Origin of the sequence: Snodgrassella sp. B3837, assembly GCF_026535955.1 — a bacterium.
In the GTDB taxonomy this organism is placed as follows: domain Bacteria; phylum Pseudomonadota; class Gammaproteobacteria; order Burkholderiales; family Neisseriaceae; genus Snodgrassella; species Snodgrassella alvi_E.
Genome location: NZ_JAFNPI010000006.1, coordinates 426,310 through 452,972, shown reverse-complemented (window position 1 = coordinate 452,972; position 26,663 = coordinate 426,310). Strand labels below are relative to the sequence as shown.

Below are 26,663 nucleotides of genomic sequence, written 5' to 3'. Positions count from 1 at the left end.
ATTCAAATGTAAATGATTTATGTTAATGCTCATAACATTTTAAAGGTTATATCCCTCTTTCATTTACTTTATGCGCCAATGAATTACCCTTTTTTGTCCTTTAATCTACAGACTAAAAGGCTGATATATACTAATTTGTGAACATATGTTTGGTTGTTTTAAATCAGAAAATTGGTGTAAAAAGACATTGCCGATTGCCTGTTACACTGGTACGATTTAAGCGAAAATACAGTATGTTGCATCACAATAATGTATGCTTTTATCCAGTTTGGATTATGCTGAATTATTGTAAGTTGTTTGAATTTATATGTATTTTTTCTTATCAATTTGGTAAAGCAATTAAAGTAATTGATGATAAAAAGAAAATAAATAGATGAAATAGCAACAACATAAAGTGTTTTGTTCATGACTCAATCCCATATGAAAGAGGATATTGCTATGTCTGCTGACTTCCATGATCAAGATATCGATCCGATTGAAACCCAGGAATGGTTGGATTCGCTCAGTTCAGTATTAAAAGAAGAGGGGCCTGAGCGCGCACATTATTTAATGGAAAGCTTAGTGCGCTATATACGCCGCCGTGGCATCTACATGCCATTTTCAGCCACCACCGCCTATCTCAACACTATTCCTGTTGGTAAAGAAAAAAAATCACCGGGTAATCATGAATTAGAACATCGTATTCGATCATTGGTACGCTGGAATGCAGCGGCACTGGTATTGAACGCTAGCAAAAAAAATCTCGAATTGGGCGGCCACATAGCTAGCTTCCAATCCTGTGCTACTTTGTATGATGTCGGTTTTAATCATTTTTGGCATGGTAAAACAGAAAATCAGGAAGGCGACCTTGTATTTTTCCAGGGACACAGTGCTCCCGGTTTCTACGCCAGAGCTTTTGTAGAAGGTCGATTAACTGAAGAGCAGATGCAAAATTTCCGGCAGGAAGTTCATGGCCACGGCCTATCTTCTTACCCACATCCTTGGCTGATGCCTGATTTCTGGCAGTTTCCAACCGTATCTATGGGGCTTGGTCCAATACAGGGTATCTATCAAGCTCGCTTACTGAAATATCTCGAATCCCGTGGTCTGGCCAAAACACAGGGTCGTAAAGTGTGGGTATTCTGTGGCGACGGCGAAATGGATGAGCCAGAAAGTCAGGGTGCGATTGCACTGGCAGCCCGTGATGGTCTGGATAATTTGATTTTCGTAGTGAATTGTAATTTACAGCGTCTGGATGGTCCGGTACGTGGTAACGGTAAAATTATTCAGGAATTGGAAGGCAACTTCCGCGGTGCTGGCTGGAACGTATTGAAAGTAATCTGGGGCAGCCGCTGGGATGCACTGCTGGCTCAGGACAAAGACAATCTGCTGAAACAACGCATGGAAGAATGTGTAGACGGCGATTATCAGATGTATAAATCTCAGAATGGTGCCTATGTAAGGGAGCATTTTTTCAATACGCCTGAGCTGAAAGCCATGGTGGCCAACATGTCAGACGATGAAATTTGGTCTCTGAATCGTGGCGGCCATGACCCGCATAAAGTTTATGCAGCTTACTACGAAGCCGTGAACAATCCAGATGGACGTCCGACCGTGATTCTGGCTAAAACCATTAAAGGCTATGGCATGGGTGCTTCTGGTGAAGCGCAAAATACAGCCCATCAGGCTAAGAAAATGGACATGAAATCGCTGAAACAGTTCCGTGACCGATTCGAAATTCCGGTTACCGATGAAGAGATGGAACACACTCTGCCATTCTTCCGCTTACCGGAAGACAGCGAAGAAATGCAATATATGAAGGAGCGTCGTGCTCAGCTCGGTGGCTTCCTACCATATCGTCACCCCGATTCTGAAAAGCTGCCAATTCCGCCATTGAGCGAATTTGCCGCACAACTACAAGATAGTGGCGACCGAGAATTTTCTACGACTATGGCGTTTGTGCGTATCTTGAGCACATTGTTGAAAGACAAAAACATTGGTAAGCGCGTAGTGCCGATTGTACCGGATGAAAGCCGTACTTTTGGTATGGAAGGTTTGTTCCGTCAGTATGCTATCTGGAATCCGAAAGGACAGATTTATACACCGCAGGATCATGACCAGCTCATGTTCTATAAAGAATCTAAAAATGGTCAGATTTTTCAAGAAGGTATTAACGAACCAGGCGCCATGAGTTCATGGATAGCAGCTGCTACTAGCTATTCAAACAACGATTATCCACTGATTCCATTCTATATCTATTACTCAATGTTTGGTTTCCAGCGTATTGGTGATCTGGCTTGGGCTGCTGGGGATCAACGAGCCCGTGGCTTTATGCTGGGTGGTACTGCCGGCCGTACTACTCTAAATGGTGAAGGTTTGCAGCATCAGGATGGCCACAGTCATATTCAAGCAGAACTGATACCAAACTGCATCTCATATGATCCTTCATTCTCTTATGAAGTAGCTGTAATTATTCAGCATGGTATGCAGCGCATGTATGTAGACCGTGAAGATGTTTTCTATTACATCACTCTGATGAACCAGAACTACAAACATCCGGCCATGCCACAGCGTGAAGGTATAGAACAGCAGATTCTGAACGGTATGTATTTGCTGCAGGAAGCTAAAGGCGACAAACTAAAAGTGCAGCTGATGGGTTCCGGCGTAATTTTGCAAGAGGTGATAGCTGCAGCAGAATTACTGAAACAGGACTTTGACGTAGAAGCCAATGTTTGGAGCGTGACTTCGTTTAATGAACTGTACCGTGATGGTATCAATATCGAACGTTACAACCGTCTGCATCCAACAGATACACAGAAAGTACCTTACGTTACTCAACTGCTGTCTGGCCATGAAGGACCGGTGGTGGCCTCTACTGATTATGTACGTCACTTTGCCGACCGTATCCGCGCTTACGTCCCACAAGATGTATTTACTGTGTTGGGTACAGATGGCTTCGGCCGCAGTGATTCTCGTGACAATTTGCGTGAGTTCTTTGAAATCAACCGTTACCACGTAGCGGTGGCTGCTCTGAATGGCTTAGCTGATGAAGGTAAAATCAGCAAACAGGTTGTTCAGGATGCCATCAACAAATATGGTATCAAGGCTGATGTAGAACCGAGCTGGACACGCTAATGAACCGACTGCCTGAATCCTCTTGGGTTTCAGGCAGGTTTTGTTGGCTGTATAAGCTAACGATTGTCGGACGCAGGCAACAGCCTGCTGTCACCAAAGGACATAATGATGAGTCAGATTGTAGAAATAAAAGTACCGGATATCGGTAATTATACCGGTGTCGATGTCATTGACGTGGCTGTAAAAGTGGGCGATAAAATTGCCGTAGACGATACTTTGATTACACTTGAAACCGATAAAGCCACCATGGACGTACCGGCTGACCACGCAGGAGTGGTAAAAGAAGTATTGGTCAAAGTGGGGGATAAAGTTTCAGAAGGCAGTGTGATTGTCAAAGTAGAAGCTGCTGATGCAGCCGCTACAACGCAAACGGCCGAAGCTCCGGCCAAAGCTGCAGCTACAGTACCGGCAGCTACCGCAGCCAAGCCGGTAGCCGTAAATGTACCTGATATCGGTAACTTTTCTAATGTAGATGTTATAGAAGTAGACATCAAAGTAGGTGATGAAGTCGCAGTAGACCAGACACTGGTTACACTCGAAACCGACAAGGCCACCATGGATGTCCCATCCACAGTGGCCGGAAAAGTAACCGCTGTACATGTAAAGGTGGGTGACAAAGTATCAGAAGGCAGTGCACTCATTGAAGTAGCCGCCGTTTCTGCTCCTGCTGCTGAATCGGCTACGCAGGATCAGAAACAAGCTGCGGAAATCAAAAAACAGGTTGCAGCTACGCCGTCAGCAGAAAACAATGAATTGCGCGCCGAAATAAAGAGCCATGTTTCTCAAGCATTTGGCAGCTCTGATATCGACGAAAAAGGGTTTGAAAAAGCCCATGCAAGCCCCTCTGTGCGCAAACTGGCGCGTGAGCTGGGCGTAGATTTAGGTCGAGTAAATGGCAGCGGTCGCAAAGGACGCATCACTCCGCTTGATTTGCGCAATTTTGTCAAAGAAGTCATGCAGAAAGTCGAGCATGGTGGTGCTGGCACTGCTCTGGGTGGTGGTTTGGATTTATTGCCATGGCCGAAAGTAGATTTCAGTCAATTTGGTGAAATCGAAGTCAAAGAGCTGTCCCGTATCAAGAAAATATCTGGTCAGAATCTGGCGCGCAATTGGGTAATGATTCCGCATGTCACCCTGCAAGAAGATGCAGACATGACCGAACTGGAAACATTCCGCAAGCAACTGAATAAAGAATGGGAGCGCGCAGGACTGAAAGTATCTCCGCTTGCTTTTATCATTCTGGCCTGTGTGAAAGCCTTGCAAGAATTTCCGGAATTCAACTCATCTTTGGATGGCAATAACCTGATACTGAAAAAATACATCAATATCGGTTTTGCTGCTGATACGCCGAATGGTCTGGTCGTACCAGTTATCAAAAATGCTGATAAAAAAGGCCTCAAAGAAATCACGCAGGAACTTGCCGACATGAGTAAGCGTGCACGTGAAGGCAAGCTCAAACCACAGGAAATGCAAGGTGCCTGCTTCACCATTTCTTCTCTAGGTGGCATCGGTGGCACCGGCTTTACGCCAATTATCAATGCACCTGAAGTGGCGATTCTTGGCGTTTGCAAATCGCAGATTAAACCAAGCTGGAATGGTAAGGAGTTCGAACCGCGCTTACAGTGTCCGCTGTCACTATCTTTTGACCATCGTGTGATTGACGGCGCAGCCGGCATGCGTTTTCTGGTATTTATCAGCCAGCTGCTGGCTGATTTCCGCCGCGTTACTCTGTAAAACTTCAATTCCGGAGGCTGCCTGAAAACCGAAACGTTTTCGGCAGCCTGAATACATGAAATACAGGCACATACTGTTGTTTAACATACAGCAGTCTGGAAAAGGTTAGATCATGAGCTTAATTGAACTGAAAGTACCGGATATTGGCAATTATCAGAATGTTGATATCATAGCGGTAGAAATCAAAACGGGCGATACCATTGCGGTAGACGATACCCTCATTACACTGGAAACTGACAAAGCCACGATGGATGTACCGGCTGAAATAGCCGGCGTGGTAAAGGAAGTTAAAGTTAAAGTAGGCGATAAAATTTCTGAGGGTGGGGTGATTGCTGTAATAGAAGCTGCAGCTGCAACAGCCAAAGCAGCGGCACCGGCCAGTGAAACGGCTCCAGTTGCAGCTTCGCAAGCGGCCACTTACAACGGCAGCAGTGATGCTGAATATGATGTAGTCGTGTTAGGCGGTGGTCCTGGTGGCTATTCTGCAGCTTTTGCTGCGGCCGACGAAGGCCTCAAAGTAGCAGTTGTAGAGCGTTATGCCACGCTAGGCGGTGTGTGTTTGAACGTGGGTTGTATCCCTTCCAAAGCATTGTTGCACAACGCTGCAGTGATTGATGAAGTAAAAGAGCTTAAAGCCAATGGTATTGAGTATCCGGCTCCAAAAATCGATATAGACCAGCTACGCAGCTACAAAGAAAAAGTAGTTGCCAGAATGACAGGTGGTCTTGCCGGTATGGCTAAAACACGTAAAGTCGATATTATCCGCGGTAATGGCCGGTATATCGATCCACATCACATTGAGGTCAAACTGACTTCCGGCGAAGGTAAAACAGAAACCGGCGAAACAGTTACTCTGGCTTTCAAAAACACCATTATTGCAGCCGGCAGTCGTGTGGTGAATCTGCCGTTTATTCCAGAGGATCCACGCATTGTCGATTCTACCGGTGCACTGGCATTGAAATCTGTGCCCGAAAAAATGTTGATAATCGGTGGTGGTATCATTGGCCTAGAAATGGGCACGGTTTACAGTACGCTCGGTGCACGCCTAGATGTAGTGGAAATGATGGGTGGCCTGATGCTCGGCGCTGACCGTGATATGGTAAGAATCTGGCAAAAGAAAAACGAACATCGTTTCGATAATATTATGCTGAACACCAAAACTACAGCAGTGGAAGCCAGAGAAGACGGTATTTATGTTACCTTTGAAGGTGATAAAGCACCAGCTGAACCACAACGCTATGATCTAGTACTGGTGGCTGCCGGCCGTGCCCCGAATGGTAAGCTGATTGGTGCTGAAAATGCCGGTGTAGCGGTCACCGACCGTGGCTTTATCAATGTAGACAAACAGATGCGTACTAATGTGCCGCATATTTATGCAATTGGAGATATTGTCGGCCAACCAATGCTAGCGCACAAAGCTGTACATGAAGGTCACGTTGCTGCCGAAAACTGCGCCGGTCATCAAGCTTATTTTGACGCAAGGGTAATTCCTGGTGTGGCCTATACTAATCCAGAAGTGGCCTGGGCTGGTATAACCGAAGATCAGGCTAAAAAAGATGGTGTCAAAATCACTAAAGCAGTGTTTCCATGGGCAGCCTCTGGCAGAGCTGTAGCCAATGGTTGCAGTGAGGGCGCGACGAAACTAATTTTCGATGCCGATAGTGGATTGATTATTGGTGGTGCCATTGTCGGCCCCAGTGCAGGCGACATGATTGGAGAAATCTGTCTGGCCATTGAAATGGGTTGTGATGCAGACGATATCGGCCGTACCATTCATCCGCATCCAACACTTGGTGAATCTATTGGCATGGCTGCTGAAGTAGCCATGGGAACCTGTACTGATTTACCGCCACAGCGTAAAAAATAAGCTGTTGAGGGCTTGTTATAGCCAGCTGTTCGAATTGGTTCGAACAGCTGGCTTTTTTATTGGGCAGTGAGGATAGAAATCGATGAGATAGCTTATTCAATTATCATTACGTAATATTTACAGATATAATCACCTCTGCAGATAAATTATTTCAGAACGTTATTTATTCAGTTATTATTAGAATAATAAAAGGCAGGTTACTGCCTGATTATTGCTGCAAGCTTATTTTTTAATCAGCAAGAGTATATTTAATGAATATCAACAGCAAAAAACATTCTCCTGTTACTCCATGGATTATTGGCGCGCTAGTACTACTGGCCACCATCAGTTTGTTTATCGGACTAAAACCGATATTAATGCCTTTTGTAGCAGCAGGGGTTCTGGCCTATATTCTTAATCCGCTGGTAGAAAAATTGCGCCGTTTGAAGATCCCACGCTCTATTGCAGCCATGCTCGTGATGCTGCTAGGGCTGAGTGTAATCGTGGTATTGCTACTGATTGTCGTACCAATGCTGATTAACCTGCTCGACAGCATTTATGAAAAGCTTCCAGATTTTCTCAATTGGGTTCATCATAAACTGGTTCCGTGGCTGAATCAGACTTTTCATATTCGCCTGCGCTGGGATGCTGATTATATGTCCCGCTATGTTGGTCAATGGATTCAAACCCACAATGCCAGCATTAAGGATGCTGCTTCGAAAGTGTTACCAGTAGTATGGCAGCATGGCAGCGGCATGGTGGAATGGATAACCAATCTGTTGTTATTGCCATTCCTGTTGTACTACTTTCTACTCGACTGGAACCGCTGGACAGCCGGTATCCGCCACCTGATTCCTCGCCGAGCCCTTCCGGTTTACAATCGCATTTCCACTAATATGGATACTGTGCTGGGTGAATTTCTGCGCGGTGAATTATTAGTGATGGTCATTATGGGACTGGTATATGGTTTGGGACTCGCTCTGGTAGGACTAGAATCAGGATTTGCGATTGGCATGGTGGCTGGCTTGCTGGTATTTGTACCATATCTGGGTGCATTTACCGGATTGTTGCTGGCTACGCTGGCAGCTTTATTGCAGTTTAATGGCTGGACAGGACTACTGATGGTATGGGGCGTGTTTGCAATTGGCCAGTTTCTGGAAAGTTTTTTCGTTACGCCGAAAATTGTCGGTGACCGCATTGGCCTGTCACCTTTTTGGGTAATTTTTTCCTTAATGGCTTTTGGACAGTTGCTGGGCTTTGTAGGCATGCTGCTGGCGCTACCTCTGGCTGCCGTATGCTTGGTACTGATACGTGAAGGTACACAAGCATACTGGCATAGTGATTACTTCCGCCAGCTGCCGGAAAATGCCATCATCAAGGACGAAAAACACGAGTAAGCTAAGTAATCTTAATTACTTGCCACCAGCCGAAGCCAGCTAAAAAACAACAAGGGCACTTGCATTTATGCTGCGAAGTCATTAAAATTCGGCGTTTCATGATTTGTATATGTATGTTAGGAGATATTGATGGCCAATAGTGCACAATCTCGTAAGCGCGCTCGTCAGGCACTAAAACAACGTGCTCACAACGCAAGCTTGCGTACCGCTTTTCGCACTGCGGTTAAAAAAGTATTGAAAGCTGTTGAAGCTGGTGATAAAGCCGCTGCTCAGGTTACTTACAGCGAAAGCGTTAAAGTGATTGATCGCATTGCTGATAAAGGTGTTTTCCATAAAAACAAAGCTGCACGTCATAAAAGCCGTCTGGCTGCCAAAATCAAAGCAATGGCTGCCTAAGCTGATTACTGTTATTACATGAGAAAATTCTCGTGATTGCTATCATTACAAGGCTGTTCCCACTGTGGGCAGCCTTATGTTCTATCTTCGCCTATCTGAATCCTGCTGTTTTCGCACCCCTGAAACCTTATATTTCAGAAATGCTGATGCTGGTAATGCTTTCCATGGGCATGACGCTGAAAATAGCCGATTTTACCCGTGTATTAAAACGGCCGGCACCAATCGTGGCCGGTATTGGCCTGCATTATCTGATTATGCCGTTGGCTGCTTGGCTGATAGCCAGATTGCTTAACATGTCGCCGGAATTGCAAGCAGGCATGGTGCTGGTAGGATGCGTAGCCAGTGGTACTGCCTCCAACGTTATGGTATTTCTGTCTAAAGGGGACGTTGCACTCTCGGTAACTATCAGTGCGCTGTCTACTGTAGTGGGTATTTTTGCTACGCCATTACTGGCTAAATTGTACATTGCAGCTTCTATTGCTGTACCGGTAGTGAATATGCTCAAGGAAATTCTGCTTATTGTGGCATTACCGATTGCTATCGGAGTGGGGATAAATTATTTTATCCCGCAGCAAGTAAAAAAAATTGTACCCTCATTGCCATTGATTACCATGTGCGTAATTATCCTTGTATTGGCAACGGTAGTTTCGCTGAGCAGTGATAAAATAGGGATTGAAACAGCTATTGTTGTATTTGGCGTAATTCTGCACAATGGTTTGGGGCTGATTGGTGGATATTGGGGTGGACGGCTGTTTGGTTTTGATAAATCCATTTGTCGTACCCTTGCACTGGAAGTAGGTATGCAGAACTCAGGTCTGGCTGCAGTATTAGGCACGAATTTCTTTGGGCCAATGGCTGCAATTCCCGGAGCAATATTCTCACTGTGGCATAATATTTCCGGTTCGTTTCTTGCAGGTTACTGGTCAACCAAACCTACCGGCACCAGTAATGACAAAGTGAAACGTGAAGATGTCAGTCTGCATTGATATAGTCTGTCAATAATTAAAAAGTCCGGCCAATTACCGGACTTTTTAATTATCGCGATTTGCCAAAAACTGAGCGCGTAACTAATTCAGCTTTTTTCATCAAACCCATCAATTTTTTTATTGCCTTTTATACGCTATTCCCAAAACTCTTCCTCTGGAAGAATACTCTCTTCCCAAGCACGATGCATAGCTGTATTGATAATATCCATGCTAAATCCACGATAGGCTAGAAAATGCATATATTTGTGCTTTTCTTTTAAATCAGATGGAGGCCGGCGATATTTTTTTTGTAAAACAGCGACTGCATTACTGATTTGTTCCGCTTTGTTTGGCAGATAATCGGCAATCAGCTCCGCTTTAACTCCTTTTTGTTTAAGGCTTTGCTGTAATCGCAGATTGCCGTGTATACGGCTTTTACTGTTGATGTAGGTTTCCGCATAGCGAGCATCAGATTGCCAGTGCCGCTCGGCTAGTTCATCTAGCAAAGATTCAATATCATCGTTTTCTTCTACATGCGGGCGTAATTTACGTGTCAGCTCAGCACGGCTGATTTCTTGCCGTGCCAATATAGCAATGGCACGGCCGCGTAAGCTGATTTTTGGTTTCATGCGCGGATTTCACTATCGCCATGATGCCGCATGCCATCATCAATCTGAGGCAGATGGTCAATAATGATATCTGGTTTGGTATCGGGGTTTTGTGCCAGTAGTCCCATATCGGCATAGCCCCAAGTTACGCCACAGCTTAAGGCACCGGCAGCTTTGGCTGCAAGAATGTCATTTGCTGAATCACCCACCATTAATAAATTCTGAATAGCAACACCTAATACTTCGGCTGTGTGCAATAAGGGCATAGGGGAGGGTTTCTTTTCACTCAGTGTGTCACCACCTACCACTAAACTAAAAGAATCGGCCAGTCCCAGTTCGCACAATAATTCCACTGCAAGAATTTCATTTTTATTAGTAATTACCGCTAAGGGTAATCCCCTGTTACGAAATAGAGCTAGTGCGGTTTCAACCTCAGGATAGGGACGGGTATGAACACTTAGATGAGTACGGTAATAAGCAATAAATGCAGTAAAACCTTGTGCCCAGCTAGCTTCATCAGCCTGTCCGTCTTTACTTCCACTGAGCGCCCGATGCACCAGACTAGACAAACCATCGCCTACGTAGCTGGTGAGTTCTTCTGCGGGTAAGGGTGCCAGATTCATTTCGGCACGCATATGATTGGCCGCTGCACACAAATCGGCAATTGAATCGACCAGCGTACCATCAAGATCGAATGCTATGGCCTGAATATCATTCCATTTCATGCTAAGCAATATGGGTTGGTAAAAGACGTATTCATTTTATCACGAGCAATGTACCGATATGGTCCTTAGTCGAACTGGATTTACTCTGTTTAGCAATCAAAGATTTTACACCTTAATTTGCCTTCATCCAGCAGGTGTAGGTCTAAGTAGGGTTAACTACATATGGGTTGGATAGGATTGCGGCTAAATATATAGCTGATATGCTGTTTATATGTAGTCCCGGCCCGGAGAATATTATTGGGAAAAGCTGGCTGGTTTGCTGCATCGGTATAACCCTGCGGTTCAAAACAGATGGCAGCAAATGGTTGCAGTGCTTTACGTTGCGGTATCGGTTGTTTTGTTAGATGCTGGGCGTTATAAACCACCATTACCGGTGCATCAGTTTTAACCGCCATTGAAAGTCCCGTATCTGGCGCGCTAATACTCGCTACAATGCTTTGATTGGAATGAGGAGGTAAGATATAGGCAGTATCAATTACACTATTGCCAATAGGGCGGGCAGAATGGAAATCCAGAGCTGCTGGTGCCTTAGAAACCTCACCAGTAGGCATCATATCTGCATCTGTATCAATTACTTCCATAGGTAACAACCATAACTGATGCTCGCTGACAGTATTTTCTCGCAAAGCCAGATTAAAATAACTGTGTTGAGTAAGATTAATCAACGTATCTCGGTCTGTTTCAGCGCTGAAATCAACATTTAACTCATTATTAGCTGTCAGAGTATAACAAACTTGAACGTTCAGATTGCCGGGATAGCCTTCTTCTCCATCGGCGCTGAATAATTGCAACGTGATGGAAGCACATTCGTCATCTGTGTGCGTGGTATGCACTGTCCACCATTTCTGGTCGAAGCCGCAAAATCCGCCATGCATGTGATGCTCGCCCTGATTGGGTGACAACTGAATCCATTCCTGATTTAGCTTTGCTTTCGCATGGCTGATACGGCCAGCATGTCGCCCGATTACTGCTCCCAGATGCGGATTGTTGGCTCGATAGCTATTGCTGGCATAGTCTTCAGCATTATCAAAGCCCAGTACACATTCCACTGAATTGCCGTCTCGGTCTGGTATTACAATTGAAGTAATAATGGCACCAAAATCCATTATCGATACCTTCATGCCGTTGCTATTGGACAATGTCCATAGTGTGGCGCTGTCTCCATCTATCAAGCCAAATGGCTGGGTTTCAAGTGTACAAAGTGATTGCTTATTTGTTTGCATTCTGACCGGCCTCTTCGTCCAGATTATGTAAAAATGCCAGCTTGTCCGCGATTTTAATTTCCAGCCCGCGTGCTACTGGCTGATAAAAAGACGGTTCTTCCATACCGTCTGGCATATAAGTTTCACCAGCTGCATAAGCATTGGGTTCATCGTGTGCATAACGGTATTCTCTGCCATAACCCAGCTCTTTCATCAGCTTAGTAGATGCATTGCGCAAATGTACAGGCACTTCACTGGAGGGATGCTGTTTAACAAATGCACGTGCCTCATTATAAGCCATATATCCTGCATTACTTTTGGCAGCACAGGCTAGATACAATACAGCCTGCCCTAGAGCTAGTTCGCCTTCGGGGCTGCCCAGACGCTCATAAGTGAGGGCAGCATCATTCGCTATTTGCATTGCCCGAGGATCTGCCAACCCGATATCCTCCCACGCCATACGGATAATGCGCCTTGCCAGATAGCGCGGGTCTGCGCCACCATCGAGCATGCGTGAAAACCAGTAAATAGCGGCATTAGGATGGGAACCACGTACAGACTTATGTAAAGCAGAAATCTGTTCGTAGAAGCTGTCACCACCTTTATCGAAGCGACGCAGCTGTGTGCCAAGACTACTGGCCGTTAATGCTGCACTGATAACACTTTGCTGCTGAGCCTGTGCAGTGTGAATTAATTGTTCCAGAAGATTTAGAAAACGCCGACCATCACCGTCGGCACTGTTGAGAATGAGTGTCTGAGCATCCTCATCAATACTGAATGTTTTGAAAGCCTGCAGACTGAATACTTTCTGCTGAAGCTGTTTTAATTCTTCAATGCTGAGCGAATGCAGCGTATAAACCTGTGAGCGGCTTAAAAGAGCTGGATTCACTTCGAAAGAGGGGTTTTCAGTGGTGGCGCCAATAAATGTGAAAAGACCGTTTTCTACATAGGGTAAAAATGCATCCTGCTGAGATTTATTAAAGCGATGTACTTCATCTACAAACAATATAGTGCGCTGACCATGTTGTAATGCCAGCTGCGCCTTTTCGACCGCCGCACGAATTTCCTTGACACCGGAAAAAACCGCTGACAATGGAATAAACTGAGCATTGAAACTCTGTGCCAGAATGCGTGCCAGTGTGGTTTTACCTACGCCAGGAGGACCCCACAACAGCATAGAGTGTAGATGTCCAGTTTCAACTGCGACCCGTAATGGTTTACCCTCACCAATCAGATGTTGCTGGCCGATCACTTCATCCAGATTCTGCGGACGTAACTGTTCTGCCAGTGGGGCTAAAGGTTTTTGATTAAATAAATCCATATCGTGTCATTCTGTACACGGCAATTCGTGTAAGATATTGTACCTGATTGAAAGAAGTTTGCCCGCTATTCAGATTTTACATTGCGTGTATAATCGTGTGATTACATATCTTAAAAAAGGGTGGTTGTATTCGGGTTTGATTATAATGCAACTGACAAAAATTCATGAATAAAATATTGTTTCTGCTGGTTTTTGTAGTGGTAGTGATAGGGGTCGGTATTCAATATGATAAAAAAGCAGAATACGGACTGATCTCCGGCATAGCTGGTTACATGATTAATAATGAGTGTCAGCTTCAGCTGAGTAAGCCACTGCTTATCCGTGGACTCGGTACAATTGACCTTTCTGGAGTGAGTAAACAGTATTGTAGTTGTATTGCTGAGCAAAACAAACGTAAGTTCAGCATCGAAGAAGTAATCAAAATGGTCAATCCACAAAATCGCCAGCAGAATGTAAGTGTATTAATTGCATCAGAGGCTGAAAAATGCAGCTACGGAATGCAGCGTTATTAACTATGGTTCAGATATGATTTCAGAATCATACAGGAGAAACAATGAAATACATTAGTACCAGAGGGCAGACAGCACCAAAAAGCTTTAGTCAGGCATTAATGGCGGGGCTGGCTGATGATGGTGGATTGTTACTGCCACAAAGCTATCCACATATCGATGCATTTACTCTGCATGACTGGCGCTCATTGAGCTATGCTGAGCTGGCTCTGCAAATCATCAGCTTATTTGCTACTGACATACCTAAAGCGGATTTACAGACAATCATTAGCAAAACCTATACTGCAGATGTATTTGGTAACGATGAAATTACGCCTCTGAGAACGTTGCATGACGGTGTCAATATTCAAGCGCTATCAAACGGCCCTACACTAGCTTTTAAAGATATGGCCATGCAGTTATTGGGCAATCTCTTTGAATATGTGCTTGGACGTGAAAACCGTTATCTCAATATTATCGGTGCCACCAGCGGTGATACTGGTTCTGCAGCTGAATATGCCTTGAGGAGTAAAGACAGAGTAAATGTGTTCATGTTATCGCCCTTTGGCAAAATGAGCGATTTTCAGCGTGCACAAATGTACAGCTTGCAGGATGACAATATATTCAATATCGCTATCAAAGGTATGTTCGACGATTGTCAGGACATTGTGAAAGCTTTACAGAATGATCATGCTTTCAAGGCAGATTACCATCTGAGTACGGTTAATTCGATTAACTGGGGCAGGATAGTGGCGCAAGTGGTGTATTATTTTAAAGGCTATTTTGCTGCCACCAACAGTAACGAGCAGAAAGTATCATTTTGCGTACCAAGCGGTAATTTCGGTAATGTACTGGCCGGACATATTGCGCGAAGTATGGGTCTGCCCATTCACCGTCTGATAGTTGCCACCAATGAAAATGATGTATTGAACGAATTTTTTAATACTGGTCATTATCGTCCGCGGGATGCAGCACATACTTTTGTTACCTCCAGCCCTTCGATGGATATTTCCAAAGCTTCAAATTTCGAACGCTTTATATATGACTTGCTGGACCACGATGGCACTAAAGTGCAGCAGCTCTGGCAACAGGTAGCCACTGGCAGCGGGTTTGACCTAAGCCCATTGCTCGACAAAATCCACAAACAGTATGGCTTTGCTGCTGGTAAAAGCACACATACTGACCGTCTGCATACTATTGCACAAGTTTATGCAGAAGACGGCGAGCTAATAGATCCGCATACTGCTGATGGTGTAAAAGTTGCACGGCAATTGCGCGAAGCTGGTGAAATTATTGTTTGTCTAGAAACAGCACAGCCAGCTAAGTTTGCCCAGACCATCCATGAAGCCGTAGGTGATAATGTCAAAATCCCGCGGCCAGATAATTTGGCTGGGCTGGAAGATTTACCACAGCGTGTTACCATCATGGATAACGATGCCGCAGCAGTACGAGAATTTATAGAGGCACAATTGAAATAAATAAAGTTTGGCTTATATAGCTTAATAAACACTTAATAAAAATGCCGGCTTAATCAAGCCGGCATTTTTAGATTCGGATTAAAAATTATCCGGATTTTCCAATTTGTCTACTTTCTGTTTTAATTCTTCTGGTGTCAGAGCAATCTCTTCACTCGGGTCAGCAGCAGCGGTAGCTACAGCAATCGGATTATAAACAGAAATATATTCTGAACCATCAGACCGATCTTCAATAGTATACATCACACCACTGCGGTTAAAACGATGACACTGACGCTGATACCAGCCGCGAAAACCGGTTTTCGGCTCGTCTGGATTGTAATAAAACGCATTCAATACTTCCGGTAACCCCAGACCACATACTACACCTGATAGCAATACACAGATAAAAGTATAACCAACAAGAATATCACTGTATTTCGCCAATGCCGGCATATTGGCTACGGCTAGAATCAAAGCCAGAGAAATACCGCCGCGCACACCACCCCATGACAGAATGGTCAGGCTGCCGTGGTAGCTTTTCTTATGCACTTTAGGAAACAGCATAAAGGCCAGAATATTGCCGATAAAGCGGCTCAGATGTAGTAACACGAATGCAACAATACCGCCGATAACCAGCGTTTTGCTCATGTCTACAATAAAAAGTTCCAGACCAATCAGGGTAAATAGGAAAGAATTGATGATCCCTTCTACCGCATGCCAGAAATTATTAACATCATCTATTTCTTTTTTCTGCAATACTTCCTGCCATTTATTACCGACAATCAGACCACCAACCACGCAGGCAATTGGGCCGGAAGCATGGGCAAAATAGGCTACCAGATATGAACCAGAAGCGAGCAGGGCAGTGGCTAAAATCAGTGATTCATTTTCATGTTTACCGTGTAGAAGGCGTAATGCGCCGATACCAAAGATAAAACCGATAATCACGGCTACAATAATTTCATAGAAGAAATTCTCAATCACACCTATGGGTGATACATGCTGGCCGTTAATCAGCGTTAAAATGGTCATAAACACCACGATACACATTGCATCGTTGAATAAAGATTCACCTTCCAGCTTAACCATCAGATGCCGAGGTGTGCGGACTGAGCTCAGTACGCCCTTGATACCGATAGGGTCAGTGGCACCGAGGGCAGAACCAAGTAGTAGCAGCACGAGCAGCGGGACATAATCTCCTACCAGAAACTGGAAAGCATAAAGCAGCCCGCCAAACAGTACGGAACACAACAGCAAACCCAGAGTGGCTAAAATTAATATCTGACGCCAGTAGCGTTTTAAATCGGAAATCTTGAATTTGAGGGCAGAAGAAGTCAGGATAAAACAGATTACACCGTTAACCAGAAAATCATAAAAATTAATATGGCCAACCGCAGCTTTCAACGCCTGGATATCCACATGAATAAAATGATTGCGTCCGAACAAATTCATACCCCATTGCAGAGCGAATACAAGAATTGCGGAAACAATCGGCACACCGATGGCCTGTGGCATATCAAACAACCGTTTATTTAATAGCGTTGTGACTATGGACAACGAAAAAATAACGGTGATGGCCTGTAAAAAAAGTACACTACCCATGCAAACAGTTTTCCTTTATTGAGATGATGTTATAAATTAGAGTTAAACCGAATCTGTCGCAGTTTCGAGCAGGTTCCCCTTGAATAAAACATGCAAAAGTAACTTACGAATCAAATTCATCCATTAAATCAGGAGAAGGTATGAAGTATAGACTGCCGCTCACTGGGGTACTGAAATCCAGCAGACGATCGACATGTCCTTCTGCATTACCGGTGAACATTTGTTTAACCATCTGACGGGTAACAGCAAATGAACGGGCATAGCCAATAAAGAATGTACCATATTCATTTTTCGATGGATGGGCAAAAGCAACATTTGCGCGAACTATTTTTAGTTCATTACCCTCAGCATCATAAACTTTGCTGACATTGTTATGAGCTGTCTGCGGTTTTTCCTCATCGGAAAGTTCAATATCATTGAATCGGCGCCGACCGATAGTTTTTTCTTGTTCCTCAACTGATAATTGTCGCCATGCCTGCATATTGTGCAGGTATTTCTGAGTGAAAGCATAGCTACCGTTACGAAACAGCGGATCTTCATCACCAACCACGGCATAATCCATTTTGCGTTCGTCGTCAGGATTTTCAGTACCATCGACAAAACCAATAATGGCACGCCCATCCAGATAACGGAATCCGCTGACCTCATCTATCGGATAAGTGGCCTCTCCCAGAATTTCATGGATCATTGCGGCCATTTCATAGCAAATATCCTGACGGTCTGCACGAATATGGAAAAATAAATCGCCTGGTGTGGCCACAGCAGTATGCTTAGCACCTTTGATTTCAGTAAAAGGCACTAGCTCTTTCGGTTTGGGTTTCGCTGGACGCAATCTGTCCCACGCATCCGAACCAATCCCCATTAACGCATTGAAATGTTCATCATGAAAACGGCCATGTAGACTGCGTATTAAAGCTGAAAAACCGGTGATAAAATCAAGAACTTCAGCAACTGCTGTTTCATTGTCCTTAATGCCAAGCGTAATAAACAAAGCGCTTTTACCCGGATAGGCAACTACCGGCGGTATCCTGTTTATAGTCATTAATAAAACTTTCCTAAACCAATATTATAGTAAATTTAACTAACCTTATTAAGTACAAGGCAGACACAAATTTAAAAAATTTTAACTATTTCGCGCAGAAAAATAATATTTCCATATTCAACTAAGAATACGGAATATGGCTTCGAAATAAGTACAATTTGATGTCCCCTTCATTAATGCAATTAATAAATGGGGATACTTAACTATAATATATGCAAAGATTAGATAAAAAACGCTAATTATATATGAAAAGCTGAGAAAAGCTTTTATTTATCAAAAATTATCCGTTAATATAGATTACTTACTATTACTGATTATTACCCTGAGAAATCAATGCACCACTCATTTCCACTGGTAGAAACCATTGTAGGCGGATTATTTTTTGCTTTTATACTCGGTTATATAGCCCACAAATTACGTATGCCACCTTTGGTTGGCTACCTTTTTGCAGGGATTATTGTCGGACCGTACACCAAAGGTTTTACTGCTGATATGCATTTATCTCAGCAGCTGGCAGAGTTGGGCGTAATTTTGCTCATGTTTGGAGTGGGTTTACATTTTTCTATCCGCGATTTGCTTGCAGTCAAACGTGTTGCCATTCCTGGAGCACTGATACAGATTGCACTGGCTACCCTGTTAGGCTGGCTATTGGCATGGCTGGCCGGCTGGAGCTCTGGTGCCGGAATTGTGTTTGGGCTGGCTTTATCTTGTGCTTCTACGGTAGTTTTAATAGCTGCTTTGCAGCGCTGGCATCTGGGGGATTCTACGCAAGGACGCATTGCCACTGGCTGGCTCATTGTGGAAGATATAGCCATGGTGTTTGTGCTGGTCATGATTCCGGCGCTTGCGCCGGTATTATCAGGACAAGGAAGTGTTTCGGGTGCTGATTTATTTTATTTACTAGGCAAAACCAGTGTTCAGATTATTGCGTTTGTGGTAGTGATGCTGTTTCTGGGGCGCCGTCTCATACCCTGGTCCTTACAGCGTGTAGTAGGCACCGGTAGTCCAGAGCTATTCCGGTTGGCGGTTATAGCCGTAGCACTGGGTTGCGCCATATTAGCCAATTATCTTTTCGGTGTCTCATTTGCACTGGGTGCGTTTTTTGCTGGAGCCATCATCAGTGAAACCAGTATGAATCACACAGCTGAAGATGCTTCGAGCGGATTGAGAGAATTTTTTACAGTTTTGTTCTTTGTTTCAGTAGGGATGCTGTTTGACCCCAGTATTATTATTCGTGAACCCTTATTGCTCATAGCAACCCTGCTGGTTGTGGTAATCGGCAAAAGTGCAGGCGCATTTCTGATTGTGCGTGTATTTGGTTATCCGCCACAAACAGCATTAACCATTGCCGTAGCATTGGCGCAGATTGGGGAGTTTTCTTTTATGATAGCCAGCTTAGGGTCGGTATACAAAATATTGCCTCCCTTGGCCAGCGATGTGATATTAGGGAGTGCCCTGATTTCCATTATTTGTAATCCTTTTCTGTTTGTCTGGCTTAACCGGTATCTAGAAAAACAGAATCAACAGGCTACCTCAGCAGCACCAGGCGTGATTGACAGCGGAATGATGTCTGATAAGCCTCATGCAAAAGTGGCTGCTCCCATTAAACCGGTATCGATTTATTTTGTTGATGAAGACATGGCTGTTGCGCCAGCTGTAAGCAATCATACCGTCCTTGTTGGTGCTGGTCCGGTAGGGCAGGAAATTATCAGGCATTTGCATACTCAGAATGAAACGGTATATGTTCAGGAAAACCGGCTTGACGTGGTAACAGAACTACGAGCACGTCAGATACCAGTGGCTTACGGACACGCTTTATCTGATGGTATGCTTGATGCAGTATTTGTGTCCGAAGCCAGAAATTTGATTATTACCATCCAAAATAAAACAGAGATTGTTTCAATTATCAAAGCTGCACTGGCACTCAATCCTCAATTGCAAATCGTGACGTTTAGCCGATATGAACAGGATAAGCAATTATTTATCCAAGCTGGTGCTACAAAAGTAGTTGATAGCCAGATTGTGCTAGCACAGGAAATTATGCAGGCCTTTGAGCAGGCATAAATTCTTCATTCCTGTGAGAAATGGTAGAAAGAAATTATCAATATTGAACGCCATAAAATCCGGCCAAGTCTAAAAATAAAACTGTTTAGAAATAAATAATTAGCGTAAGTTTTATTCTGGCAGCTATTTTAATTTAAACTATGAGCCGGATACGGAAAAACCGTCTTGTTAATAGATACCTATCTGCAGATGGAGTTGATAAAAACTTCCAACTGTTGGCGGCTGGTAATTTTACTGTCAATTTTAATGTAGATACTGTGTTCTTCAGGCACAATCAAAACTTGGCTAATACCATTCTGCTGCAATAATTGTTGGCGTGCATTTTCGGGCAAAATCTGATTGCTGCCCAGCGTCAAGCGCAGACTAGCCAGATAGGGTGGTTCCTGCATAGTAAAACTTAGCAGCAACCACACCACAGCTAATCCTGTACCAAACAAAAAAACTGAATGAGCACCACAATGTGCAGCCAGCCAGCCTCCGATGGTGCCACCGCAGGCTACTCCGAGAAACTGTCCCGTAGCGTAAATGCCCATTGCTGTGCCTTTAAAACCGGCAGGCGCTTCTTTGCTTACCCAAGATGGCAGCAAGGCTTCCATCAAATTAAACGCAATAAAAAACAACAATACACCTAAAATTAGGGACCAAAAGGAAACATTGGCCAGCCATAAAACTGTTTCTGCAAGCATCAGACCGGCAACGCATATGATAAAAACTCGTCTCATCCGGCGCTTACTTTCTGCATAAATGATCGGTGGCAATACCGTAATAAATGCAATCAGCATTGTGTATAAATAAATTTGCCAGTGTTTGGATGCTGGAAATCCTGCTTGTTCAAGTTGCAAAGGCAGAGCAACAAAGGTAGACATCAGTAGAAAATGCAGACAAAAAATACCTATGTTTAGCTTGAGTAAGGGTGCATTATGCAGTAGAGTGCCAAAGCTACCCTTCACGATACCAGATTCACGATTGAGCACATGAACATCGCTCACAGGTACAAAAAATAAAGTCAGTGCAATAGCGATTACTGCCAGTGAGGCAATGACCCAAAATAGACCGTGTAAACCAAATGCATGTGTGATAATTGGGCCACATACCATGGCCAATGCAAATGTTATGCCAAAGCTGATGCCGATAAAAGCCATCGCTTTAGTGCGATTCTGTTCACGAGTTAAATCTGAAAGTAAAGCCATTACGGCTGCGGCAATTGCGCCGCTACCCTGTAAAGCTCGTCCCAAAATCACGCCCCAGATTGAGGTGGTTACAGCGGCAATGATGCTGCCCAGAGTGAAGATTATCAAACCGCCCACAATCAGTGGCTTGCGTCCAAAACGGTCTGACCATAAGCCAAAAGGAATCTGTAGTAACGCCTGCATCAGGCCATAAATACCAATAGCCAGCCCGATCAGGCTTTCATTGGCTCCTTGTAATGTCATTCCATAAGTGGTCAGTACCGGCAAAACCATAAACATGCCCAGCATGCGCAATGAAAAAACCGCTCCTAATCCCCATGTTGCTCGCCTTTCGGCAAAGTTCATGTGTGTATCATTATTGTTGGAATTCATATTGATTACAGCTTAAAAGAAAAACCTGCCTATTGTAAAAGAAACAAAGGCAGGTTGGGGTGGTTTGCGTATTATTATGTATTCATGTTTACGGTATCAACCAGCCAAGCTTAATACAGTAGGAGAGGCCGGTGTCATGAAATCTACCGACATCATAATGCTTAAGGTAGTGATAGCTATAATCGAAAATACAAACAGTTTACGTGCCCATATACGGTCATTATTCTGCGCTTTATAACCAGATAGTGCCATACACAGCCACCATACACTGACCGCAGCAGCCACCACCAGATATTTGTATCCGGCATAACCACCTATAGACAGCATCAGTGTCGCAAACATAAAAGCAATGATATAAAACGTGATATGGTGTTTGGCTACCGCAATACCTTTTACCACTGGCAAAACCGGAATATTGGCTGCCTGATAATCCTTAAAGCGATAAATCGCAATAGCGTAGGAATGTGGCATTTGCCAGAGACTGAAAATCGCTAGCAGAATAAGTGCACCAGCATCAAAATTATTGCTTACTGCACAATAACCAATCACTGGAGGTGCGGCACCTGACAGACTGCCAATAAGGGTACCGTAAACAGAATGCCGTTTCATATAGAGACTATAAATCCCTACATAAACCACAAAGCCCATTACAGATAACCACATGGCCAACGGGTTAGCACCAAAATAGAGCACAATAAACCCAGCAATACCCAGTATCGTGGCTAATGCAAAGGTCACCCGTGCAGAGGCAAGCCCTCGTACTAGAACACGATTCTTGGTACGTTCCATCTTCGGATCGATATCACGGTCAATCAGGTTATTGAACGCACAGCCAGAAGCTACTACCAGAGACACGCCCAGCAGAGTAAGAATTAGCAGGAAACCGTTAATGCTGCCTTTGGAAGCCAGCAAAAACCCGCCGACAACCGAAATCAGGTTGCCGACGATAATACCTGGTTTAGTTACTTGCAGGTATGGCTTAATCATGAACTGCCTTTAACCTAACACCATGTTTGCATTCAGGCTCCACATAATCCAAATGGAAAGGCCTACCAGCAATACAATCACAATTGCGGTGAAAATAAATGAAATTAGATTCCAGCGTTCTTCTGGATTACTGCCCAAATGGAGGAAACATACCAACTGAACAATAAGCTGTAATACAGCTGTAATCACAATCACCGCAAACAAAGTTTTCTTGTCTGCTGCATGATTCATGACCATCAGAAACGGAATCAGAGTTAATACCACCGACAGGATAAAACCAATGACGTAGTTTTTAGCACTGCCATGTTGTGGAATATGGTCTTGATGGTTTGACTGACTCATAACGCTACCCCCATCAGATATACAATTGAGAACACGCAAATCCACACGATGTCCAGAAAGTGCCAGAACAGGCTCAGGCAGTTAATACGCGTACGGTTAACACTAGTCAGACCACGCGAAGCAACCTGAATCATCAGAACTGCCATCCAGATCAGACCGGCGGTAACGTGCAGACCATGGGTACCTACCAGAGCAAAAAAGCCAGACAGATATCCACTGCGATCCGGTCCCATACCATGTGTAATCAGGTGATGGAATTCATACAGCTCCATCCCGATGAAGCAGGCACCGAATACAAAGGTTATAACCAGCCACAACAAAACCTGACTCTGATTATTGCGATTCATTGCCAGTACAGCAAAGCCGTATGTAATGGAACTCAGTAACAGAGCAAAAGTTTCTACCAGCACAAAAGGGAGCTCGAAAATGTCTTTGCCGCTTGGGCCACCAGCCGTGCCCGGCAGGAGCACGATATAGGTGGCAAACAGACAAGAGAACAAAATCAAGTCACTCATCAGGTAAATCCAGAACCCGAATACCTTCAGTGAACCGTTGTCGTGGTGAGCGTGTTCAGGCGCCTTACCGTGAATCAAGGTTTCAGTTGACATTATTTCAGTCCTGCTTTAGTTAATTCATTAAAACGTTTGCTTTCAATGGCTTCAATTTCAGCAACCGGTACGTAGTAATCCACGTCGGTGTCGAAGCTCTTGGCAATGAGACTAATAATCATGCCAGCGAAGCCAATGATGGCCATCCACCAGATATGCCAAATCATGGCAAAACCGAAAATCAGGGAGAATACACCGATAACCAGACCGGCAGCTGTATTTTTCGGCATATGAATTTCTTCATATTTAGCTGGTTTCTTATACGCAATACCTTTTTCCTTTTCGTCCCAGAATGCATCACGGGATTCAACTTGAGGCTGAATAGCGAAATTGTAGAAAGGTACTGGAGAAGAAGTAGACCATTCTAGTGTGCGGCCATCCCATGGATCGCCGGTCACATCTAGATTTTCTTTACGATGTATGCAGGAAACCACTACCTGAATCACCATGCATACCACACCAAGAGCAATGATGGCAGCACCAGCAGCAGCTACGCACAGCAACGTGTGGAAAGCTGGGTCAATGTGCTGGCTCAAACGACGGGTCATGCCCATAAAGCCCAGTGCATATAACGGCATAAACGCAACAAAGAAGCCGATAAACCAACACCAGAAGGCGCGTTTACCCCATGTTTCATTCAGCTTGAAGCCAAATGCTTTCGGGAACCAGTAGTTGAGCGCTGCAAACAGACCGAATACCACACCACCGATAATAGTGTTATGGAAGTGGGCTACCAAAAACAGACTGCCATGCAGTACAAAGTCGGCACCTGGTACAGCTAACAGTACGCCGGTCATACCACCTACGGAGAAAGTAATAATAAAGCCTACCGTCCACAGCATTGGGACATGGAAAGAAATACGGCCTTCATACATAGTAAACAACCAGTTGAATATTTTCACCCCAGTCGGAATGGAAATAATCATAGTGGCGATACCAAAGAACGCATTAACGTTGGCACCAGAACCCATGGTAAAGAAGTGGTGCAACCATACGATGAAAGACAAGATGGTGATACACACGGTGGCCCATACCATTGAGGTATAGCCGAACATGGTTTTACGTGAGAATGTAGCAGTTACTTCTGAATACACACCGAAAATTGGCAGAATCAGAATATAAACTTCTGGATGACCCCATGCCCAAATCAGGTTGATATACATCATCATGTTACCGCCCAGTTCATTGGTAAAGAAGTGGGTGCCAAGGTAACGGTCTAATGTCAGCATCGCTACAGATGCAGTCAAAATCGGGAAAGAAGTCAGAATCAGAATATTGCTACAGAAAGAAGCCCAGCAAAAGATAGGCATTTTCATCATAGTCATGCCAGGGGCACGCATTTTCAGTATGGTAGCGATAAAGTTAACCGCACTTACCGTAGTACCTATACCCGATATCTGCAGACTCCATATCCAGTAATCTACACCAACTCCAGGGCTGAATTCCAATCCAGACAGCGGTGGATAAGCCAGCCAGCCAGTTTGGGCAAATTCGCCCAGACCCAGTGACAGGTTAACCAGCACCACACTGACAGCGGTAAACCAGAAACCCAGATTATTTAGGAATGGATAAGCCACATCGCGCGCGCCTAGCTGCAACGGAATGACGAAGTTCATCAAACCAATAACAAATGGCATCGCTACAAAGAAAATCATGATTACACCGTGGGCGGTGAAAATCTGATCATAGTGATGTGGCGGCAGAAAGCCATCACTGGTACCAGAGGAAGCAAGTACCTGCTGGCTACGCATCATCACAGCATCGGCGAAACCACGTACCAACATCACGACTGCGACAATGATGTACATGATACCGATACGTTTGTGGTCAACTGTGGTAAACCATTCTTTCCACAGATAAGTCCATTTATGAAAATACGTAATTGCACCCACCAACGCCAAACCTATGACGATGATGGCTGTAATCGTTACCATGACAATTGGTTCATGGAACGGTATCGCATCTAAAGATAATTTTCCGAACATTGTTTATTTCCTCGCAAGCTTACTCAGCACTGCTGGCGGCACTGGCCTGTAGAGTAGCCGGCATATTGTGATTGGCAAATTTAGCAATCACGTTGCCGTACAAACTCGGATTTGCGCTGGAGAAGTATTCCACTTTGTGGAATTGGCTAGGCGCAGCCAGTTTGTTGAATGAAGCCATGTCATTAAGTGTATTTGGCGACTGTTTCACCTTTTCCACCCATTGATTGAAGCTGGCTTCATCCGGTGTAGCAATGGCAGTGAATTTCATACCAGAGAAACCGGCACCGCTGTAGCTGGATGAAATACCTTTGTATTCACCGGCAGTATCAGCTACCAGATGTAGCTTGGTCTGCATACCGGCCATAGCGTAAATCTGACTACCCAGCTGGGGGATGAAGAATGAATTCATCACTGTATTGGAAGTGATTCTGAATTCCACCGGTGTGTCTTTCGGAAAAGCGATTTCATTAACTGTAGCAATACCCTGTTCTGGATAAATAAACAGCCATTTCCAGTCTAATGAAATAACTTCAATTACTACTGGTTTTTTATCACTTTCCAGCGGACGATACGGGTCCAGAGAATGAGTGGTTTTCCAAGTGATTGTTCCCAGAATGAGAATAATCAGGATAGGAATGCCCCAAACTACGGCCTCGAGTTTATTGGAATGCGCCCATTTCGGCGAATATTTGGCATTGCTTCCCTCTCTGTATTTCAGAGAGAAGAGAATTGCCATAATAATCACCGGAATTACGACTATCAACATCAAGCAGATTGCTGTCAGTATCAGCGTGCGTTCTTCCTGACCTATATGGCCTTTAGGGTTTAGCAGAGCTGCATCACAGCCGCTTAACAACAGCGAACCGATCAGCATCGTCAATACTATCCCTGAGAGCTTACTTAATTTCATGTAACGACCTCAACATTACGGGAAACACGATTAACGTTTGTAAAAAACGGGAGTTACTATTTTAAGACAATGTTGGCAAACTGTATATTGCCTGTGGCTATATGTTATTTAAGGAATGTTAAATAAGTATTATTCTTGTTTTTATTTCTGTTTTTATTTTATATAAAAATCATACATTTATTATTATTTTTTTTATAGACATGGGAAGAAATGTGTAAAGCTTAAAAATTACATTAATATATTAATACAATTATTAACACACAATTATTGCTACTGGATTACATTTCTGAATTGAAAATATCTTTACT

The 26,663-nt window shown here is 44.1% G+C and carries 21 protein-coding genes; 9 read left to right on the top strand and 12 right to left on the bottom strand.

The annotated features are described in order from the left end of the window. Nucleotides 1-405 precede the first annotated feature (405 nt). The 6 genes from aceE to panS all read left to right on the top strand — a co-directional run bounded on the left by aceE (nt 406) and on the right by panS (nt 9,473). Nucleotides 406-3,114, top strand: a complete 2,709-nt coding sequence (gene aceE, locus J3U67_RS03025; RefSeq protein ID WP_370386417.1) for a pyruvate dehydrogenase (acetyl-transferring), homodimeric type — start codon at nt 406-408, stop codon at nt 3,112-3,114. Nucleotides 3,115-3,222: 108 nt separating this feature from the next. Further along, nucleotides 3,223-4,848, top strand: coding sequence for a dihydrolipoyllysine-residue acetyltransferase (aceF, locus tag J3U67_RS03020; RefSeq protein ID WP_267390071.1), 1,626 nt, complete (start codon nt 3,223-3,225; stop codon nt 4,846-4,848). 112 nt (nt 4,849-4,960) lie between these two features. Then, entirely contained in the window at nt 4,961-6,715 is a 1,755-nt protein-coding gene (gene lpdA, locus J3U67_RS03015) for a dihydrolipoyl dehydrogenase (protein ID WP_267390072.1), read from the top strand. A 257-nt stretch (nt 6,716-6,972) separates the two neighbouring features. Then, entirely contained in the window at nt 6,973-8,091 is a 1,119-nt protein-coding gene (locus J3U67_RS03010; protein WP_370387135.1) for an AI-2E family transporter, read from the top strand. A 129-nt stretch (nt 8,092-8,220) separates the two neighbouring features. Further along, complete coding sequence (gene rpsT, locus J3U67_RS03005) at nt 8,221-8,487, top strand: 30S ribosomal protein S20 (protein ID WP_025330392.1); 267 nt, start codon at nt 8,221-8,223, stop codon at nt 8,485-8,487. Nucleotides 8,488-8,519: 32 nt separating this feature from the next. Next, nucleotides 8,520-9,473 (top strand): ketopantoate/pantoate/pantothenate transporter PanS, encoded by a 954-nt coding sequence (gene panS, locus J3U67_RS03000; protein ID WP_267390074.1) that lies wholly within the window; start codon nt 8,520-8,522, stop codon nt 9,471-9,473. Nucleotides 9,474-9,607: 134 nt separating this feature from the next. Here panS and recX read toward each other — a convergent pair whose 3' ends face one another. The 4 genes from recX to J3U67_RS02980 all read right to left on the bottom strand — a co-directional run bounded on the left by recX (nt 9,608) and on the right by J3U67_RS02980 (nt 13,308). Further along, the gene (gene recX, locus J3U67_RS02995) at nt 9,608-10,081 is read right to left on the bottom strand and encodes a recombination regulator RecX (protein WP_100139939.1); all 474 of its coding nucleotides are present in this window, start codon (nt 10,079-10,081) and stop codon (nt 9,608-9,610) included. Continuing rightward, nucleotides 10,078-10,785, bottom strand: a complete 708-nt coding sequence (locus tag J3U67_RS02990) for a phosphoglycolate phosphatase (protein WP_100139940.1) — start codon at nt 10,783-10,785, stop codon at nt 10,078-10,080. Before J3U67_RS02990 ends, recX begins: the two co-directional genes overlap by 4 nt. A 152-nt stretch (nt 10,786-10,937) precedes the next feature. After that, on the bottom strand, nt 10,938-12,008 hold the full coding sequence (locus tag J3U67_RS02985; protein WP_267390076.1) for an aldose epimerase family protein: 1,071 nt from the start codon (nt 12,006-12,008) through the stop codon (nt 10,938-10,940). Next, the gene (locus tag J3U67_RS02980) at nt 11,995-13,308 is read right to left on the bottom strand and encodes a replication-associated recombination protein A (protein WP_267390077.1); all 1,314 of its coding nucleotides are present in this window, start codon (nt 13,306-13,308) and stop codon (nt 11,995-11,997) included. Before J3U67_RS02980 ends, J3U67_RS02985 begins: the two co-directional genes overlap by 14 nt. A 164-nt stretch (nt 13,309-13,472) precedes the next feature. On the opposite strand from J3U67_RS02980, the gene J3U67_RS02975 reads away from it, so the two are divergent. Together J3U67_RS02975 and thrC are read left to right on the top strand one after the other, a co-directional pair. Beyond that, nucleotides 13,473-13,820, top strand: coding sequence for a hypothetical protein (locus J3U67_RS02975; RefSeq protein ID WP_267390078.1), 348 nt, complete (start codon nt 13,473-13,475; stop codon nt 13,818-13,820). A gap of 41 nt (nt 13,821-13,861) precedes the next feature. Further along, nucleotides 13,862-15,274: a threonine synthase gene (gene thrC, locus J3U67_RS02970; RefSeq protein WP_267390079.1), complete on the top strand. Its 1,413-nt coding sequence runs from the start codon at nt 13,862-13,864 to the stop codon at nt 15,272-15,274. A 78-nt stretch (nt 15,275-15,352) separates the two neighbouring features. On the opposite strand, the gene J3U67_RS02965 is transcribed toward thrC, so the two are convergent. Continuing rightward, entirely contained in the window at nt 15,353-16,855 is a 1,503-nt protein-coding gene (locus J3U67_RS02965) for a cation:proton antiporter (RefSeq protein ID WP_267390080.1), read from the bottom strand. A gap of 103 nt (nt 16,856-16,958) precedes the next feature. Continuing rightward, entirely contained in the window at nt 16,959-17,897 is a 939-nt protein-coding gene (locus J3U67_RS02960; RefSeq protein ID WP_267390081.1) for a Dyp-type peroxidase, read from the bottom strand. Nucleotides 17,898-18,230: 333 nt separating this feature from the next. On the opposite strand from J3U67_RS02960, the gene J3U67_RS02955 reads away from it, so the two are divergent. Next, complete coding sequence (locus tag J3U67_RS02955) at nt 18,231-19,961, top strand: cation:proton antiporter (RefSeq protein WP_267403689.1); 1,731 nt, start codon at nt 18,231-18,233, stop codon at nt 19,959-19,961. A gap of 179 nt (nt 19,962-20,140) precedes the next feature. Here J3U67_RS02955 and J3U67_RS02950 read toward each other — a convergent pair whose 3' ends face one another. From J3U67_RS02950 to cyoA, 6 genes are all read right to left on the bottom strand, one after another. Beyond that, a complete protein-coding gene (locus tag J3U67_RS02950) occupies nt 20,141-21,496 on the bottom strand; it encodes an MFS transporter (protein WP_267403687.1) in 1,356 nt (451 codons plus the stop codon). A gap of 123 nt (nt 21,497-21,619) precedes the next feature. After that, nucleotides 21,620-22,510, bottom strand: coding sequence for a heme o synthase (gene cyoE / locus J3U67_RS02945; protein ID WP_100139948.1), 891 nt, complete (start codon nt 22,508-22,510; stop codon nt 21,620-21,622). 9 nt (nt 22,511-22,519) lie between these two features. Beyond that, nucleotides 22,520-22,852: a cytochrome o ubiquinol oxidase subunit IV gene (cyoD, locus tag J3U67_RS02940; RefSeq protein WP_100139949.1), complete on the bottom strand. Its 333-nt coding sequence runs from the start codon at nt 22,850-22,852 to the stop codon at nt 22,520-22,522. Then, a complete protein-coding gene (locus J3U67_RS02935) occupies nt 22,849-23,460 on the bottom strand; it encodes a cytochrome o ubiquinol oxidase subunit III (protein ID WP_100139950.1) in 612 nt (203 codons plus the stop codon). The genes cyoD and J3U67_RS02935 overlap by 4 nt, the downstream gene beginning before the upstream one ends. Further along, nucleotides 23,460-25,445 carry a cytochrome o ubiquinol oxidase subunit I gene (cyoB, locus tag J3U67_RS02930; RefSeq protein WP_100139951.1) on the bottom strand — a complete coding sequence of 662 codons (1,986 nt, stop codon included), beginning with the start codon at nt 25,443-25,445 and terminating at the stop codon, nt 23,460-23,462. Before cyoB ends, J3U67_RS02935 begins: the two co-directional genes overlap by 1 nt. Before the next feature lie 19 nt (nt 25,446-25,464). After that, on the bottom strand, nt 25,465-26,355 hold the full coding sequence (cyoA, locus tag J3U67_RS02925) for a ubiquinol oxidase subunit II (RefSeq protein ID WP_100139952.1): 891 nt from the start codon (nt 26,353-26,355) through the stop codon (nt 25,465-25,467). Nucleotides 26,356-26,663 lie beyond the last annotated feature (308 nt).

What these genes read in the sequence shown, in the direction of transcription:
- aceE (WP_370386417.1), top strand. Translation starts at nt 406, where the DNA reads ATGACTCAATCCCATATGAAAGAGGATATTGCTATGTCTGCTGACTTC.
- aceF (WP_267390071.1), top strand. Translation starts at nt 3,223, where the DNA reads ATGAGTCAGATTGTAGAAATAAAAGTACCGGATATCGGTAATTATACC.
- lpdA (WP_267390072.1), top strand. Translation starts at nt 4,961, where the DNA reads ATGAGCTTAATTGAACTGAAAGTACCGGATATTGGCAATTATCAGAAT.
- rpsT (WP_025330392.1), top strand. Translation starts at nt 8,221, where the DNA reads ATGGCCAATAGTGCACAATCTCGTAAGCGCGCTCGTCAGGCACTAAAA.
- recX (WP_100139939.1), bottom strand. Translation starts at nt 10,081, where the DNA reads ATGAAACCAAAAATCAGCTTACGCGGCCGTGCCATTGCTATATTGGCA.
- J3U67_RS02990 (WP_100139940.1), bottom strand. Translation starts at nt 10,785, where the DNA reads ATGAAATGGAATGATATTCAGGCCATAGCATTCGATCTTGATGGTACG.
- J3U67_RS02985 (WP_267390076.1), bottom strand. Translation starts at nt 12,008, where the DNA reads ATGCAAACAAATAAGCAATCACTTTGTACACTTGAAACCCAGCCATTT.
- J3U67_RS02980 (WP_267390077.1), bottom strand. Translation starts at nt 13,308, where the DNA reads ATGGATTTATTTAATCAAAAACCTTTAGCCCCACTGGCAGAACAGTTA.
- J3U67_RS02975 (WP_267390078.1), top strand. Translation starts at nt 13,473, where the DNA reads ATGAATAAAATATTGTTTCTGCTGGTTTTTGTAGTGGTAGTGATAGGG.
- thrC (WP_267390079.1), top strand. Translation starts at nt 13,862, where the DNA reads ATGAAATACATTAGTACCAGAGGGCAGACAGCACCAAAAAGCTTTAGT.
- J3U67_RS02965 (WP_267390080.1), bottom strand. Translation starts at nt 16,855, where the DNA reads ATGGGTAGTGTACTTTTTTTACAGGCCATCACCGTTATTTTTTCGTTG.
- J3U67_RS02960 (WP_267390081.1), bottom strand. Translation starts at nt 17,897, where the DNA reads ATGACTATAAACAGGATACCGCCGGTAGTTGCCTATCCGGGTAAAAGC.
- J3U67_RS02955 (WP_267403689.1), top strand. Translation starts at nt 18,231, where the DNA reads ATGCACCACTCATTTCCACTGGTAGAAACCATTGTAGGCGGATTATTT.
- J3U67_RS02950 (WP_267403687.1), bottom strand. Translation starts at nt 21,496, where the DNA reads ATGAACTTTGCCGAAAGGCGAGCAACATGGGGATTAGGAGCGGTTTTT.
- cyoE (WP_100139948.1), bottom strand. Translation starts at nt 22,510, where the DNA reads ATGATTAAGCCATACCTGCAAGTAACTAAACCAGGTATTATCGTCGGC.
- cyoD (WP_100139949.1), bottom strand. Translation starts at nt 22,852, where the DNA reads ATGAGTCAGTCAAACCATCAAGACCATATTCCACAACATGGCAGTGCT.
- J3U67_RS02935 (WP_100139950.1), bottom strand. Translation starts at nt 23,460, where the DNA reads ATGTCAACTGAAACCTTGATTCACGGTAAGGCGCCTGAACACGCTCAC.
- cyoB (WP_100139951.1), bottom strand. Translation starts at nt 25,445, where the DNA reads ATGTTCGGAAAATTATCTTTAGATGCGATACCGTTCCATGAACCAATT.
- cyoA (WP_100139952.1), bottom strand. Translation starts at nt 26,355, where the DNA reads ATGAAATTAAGTAAGCTCTCAGGGATAGTATTGACGATGCTGATCGGT.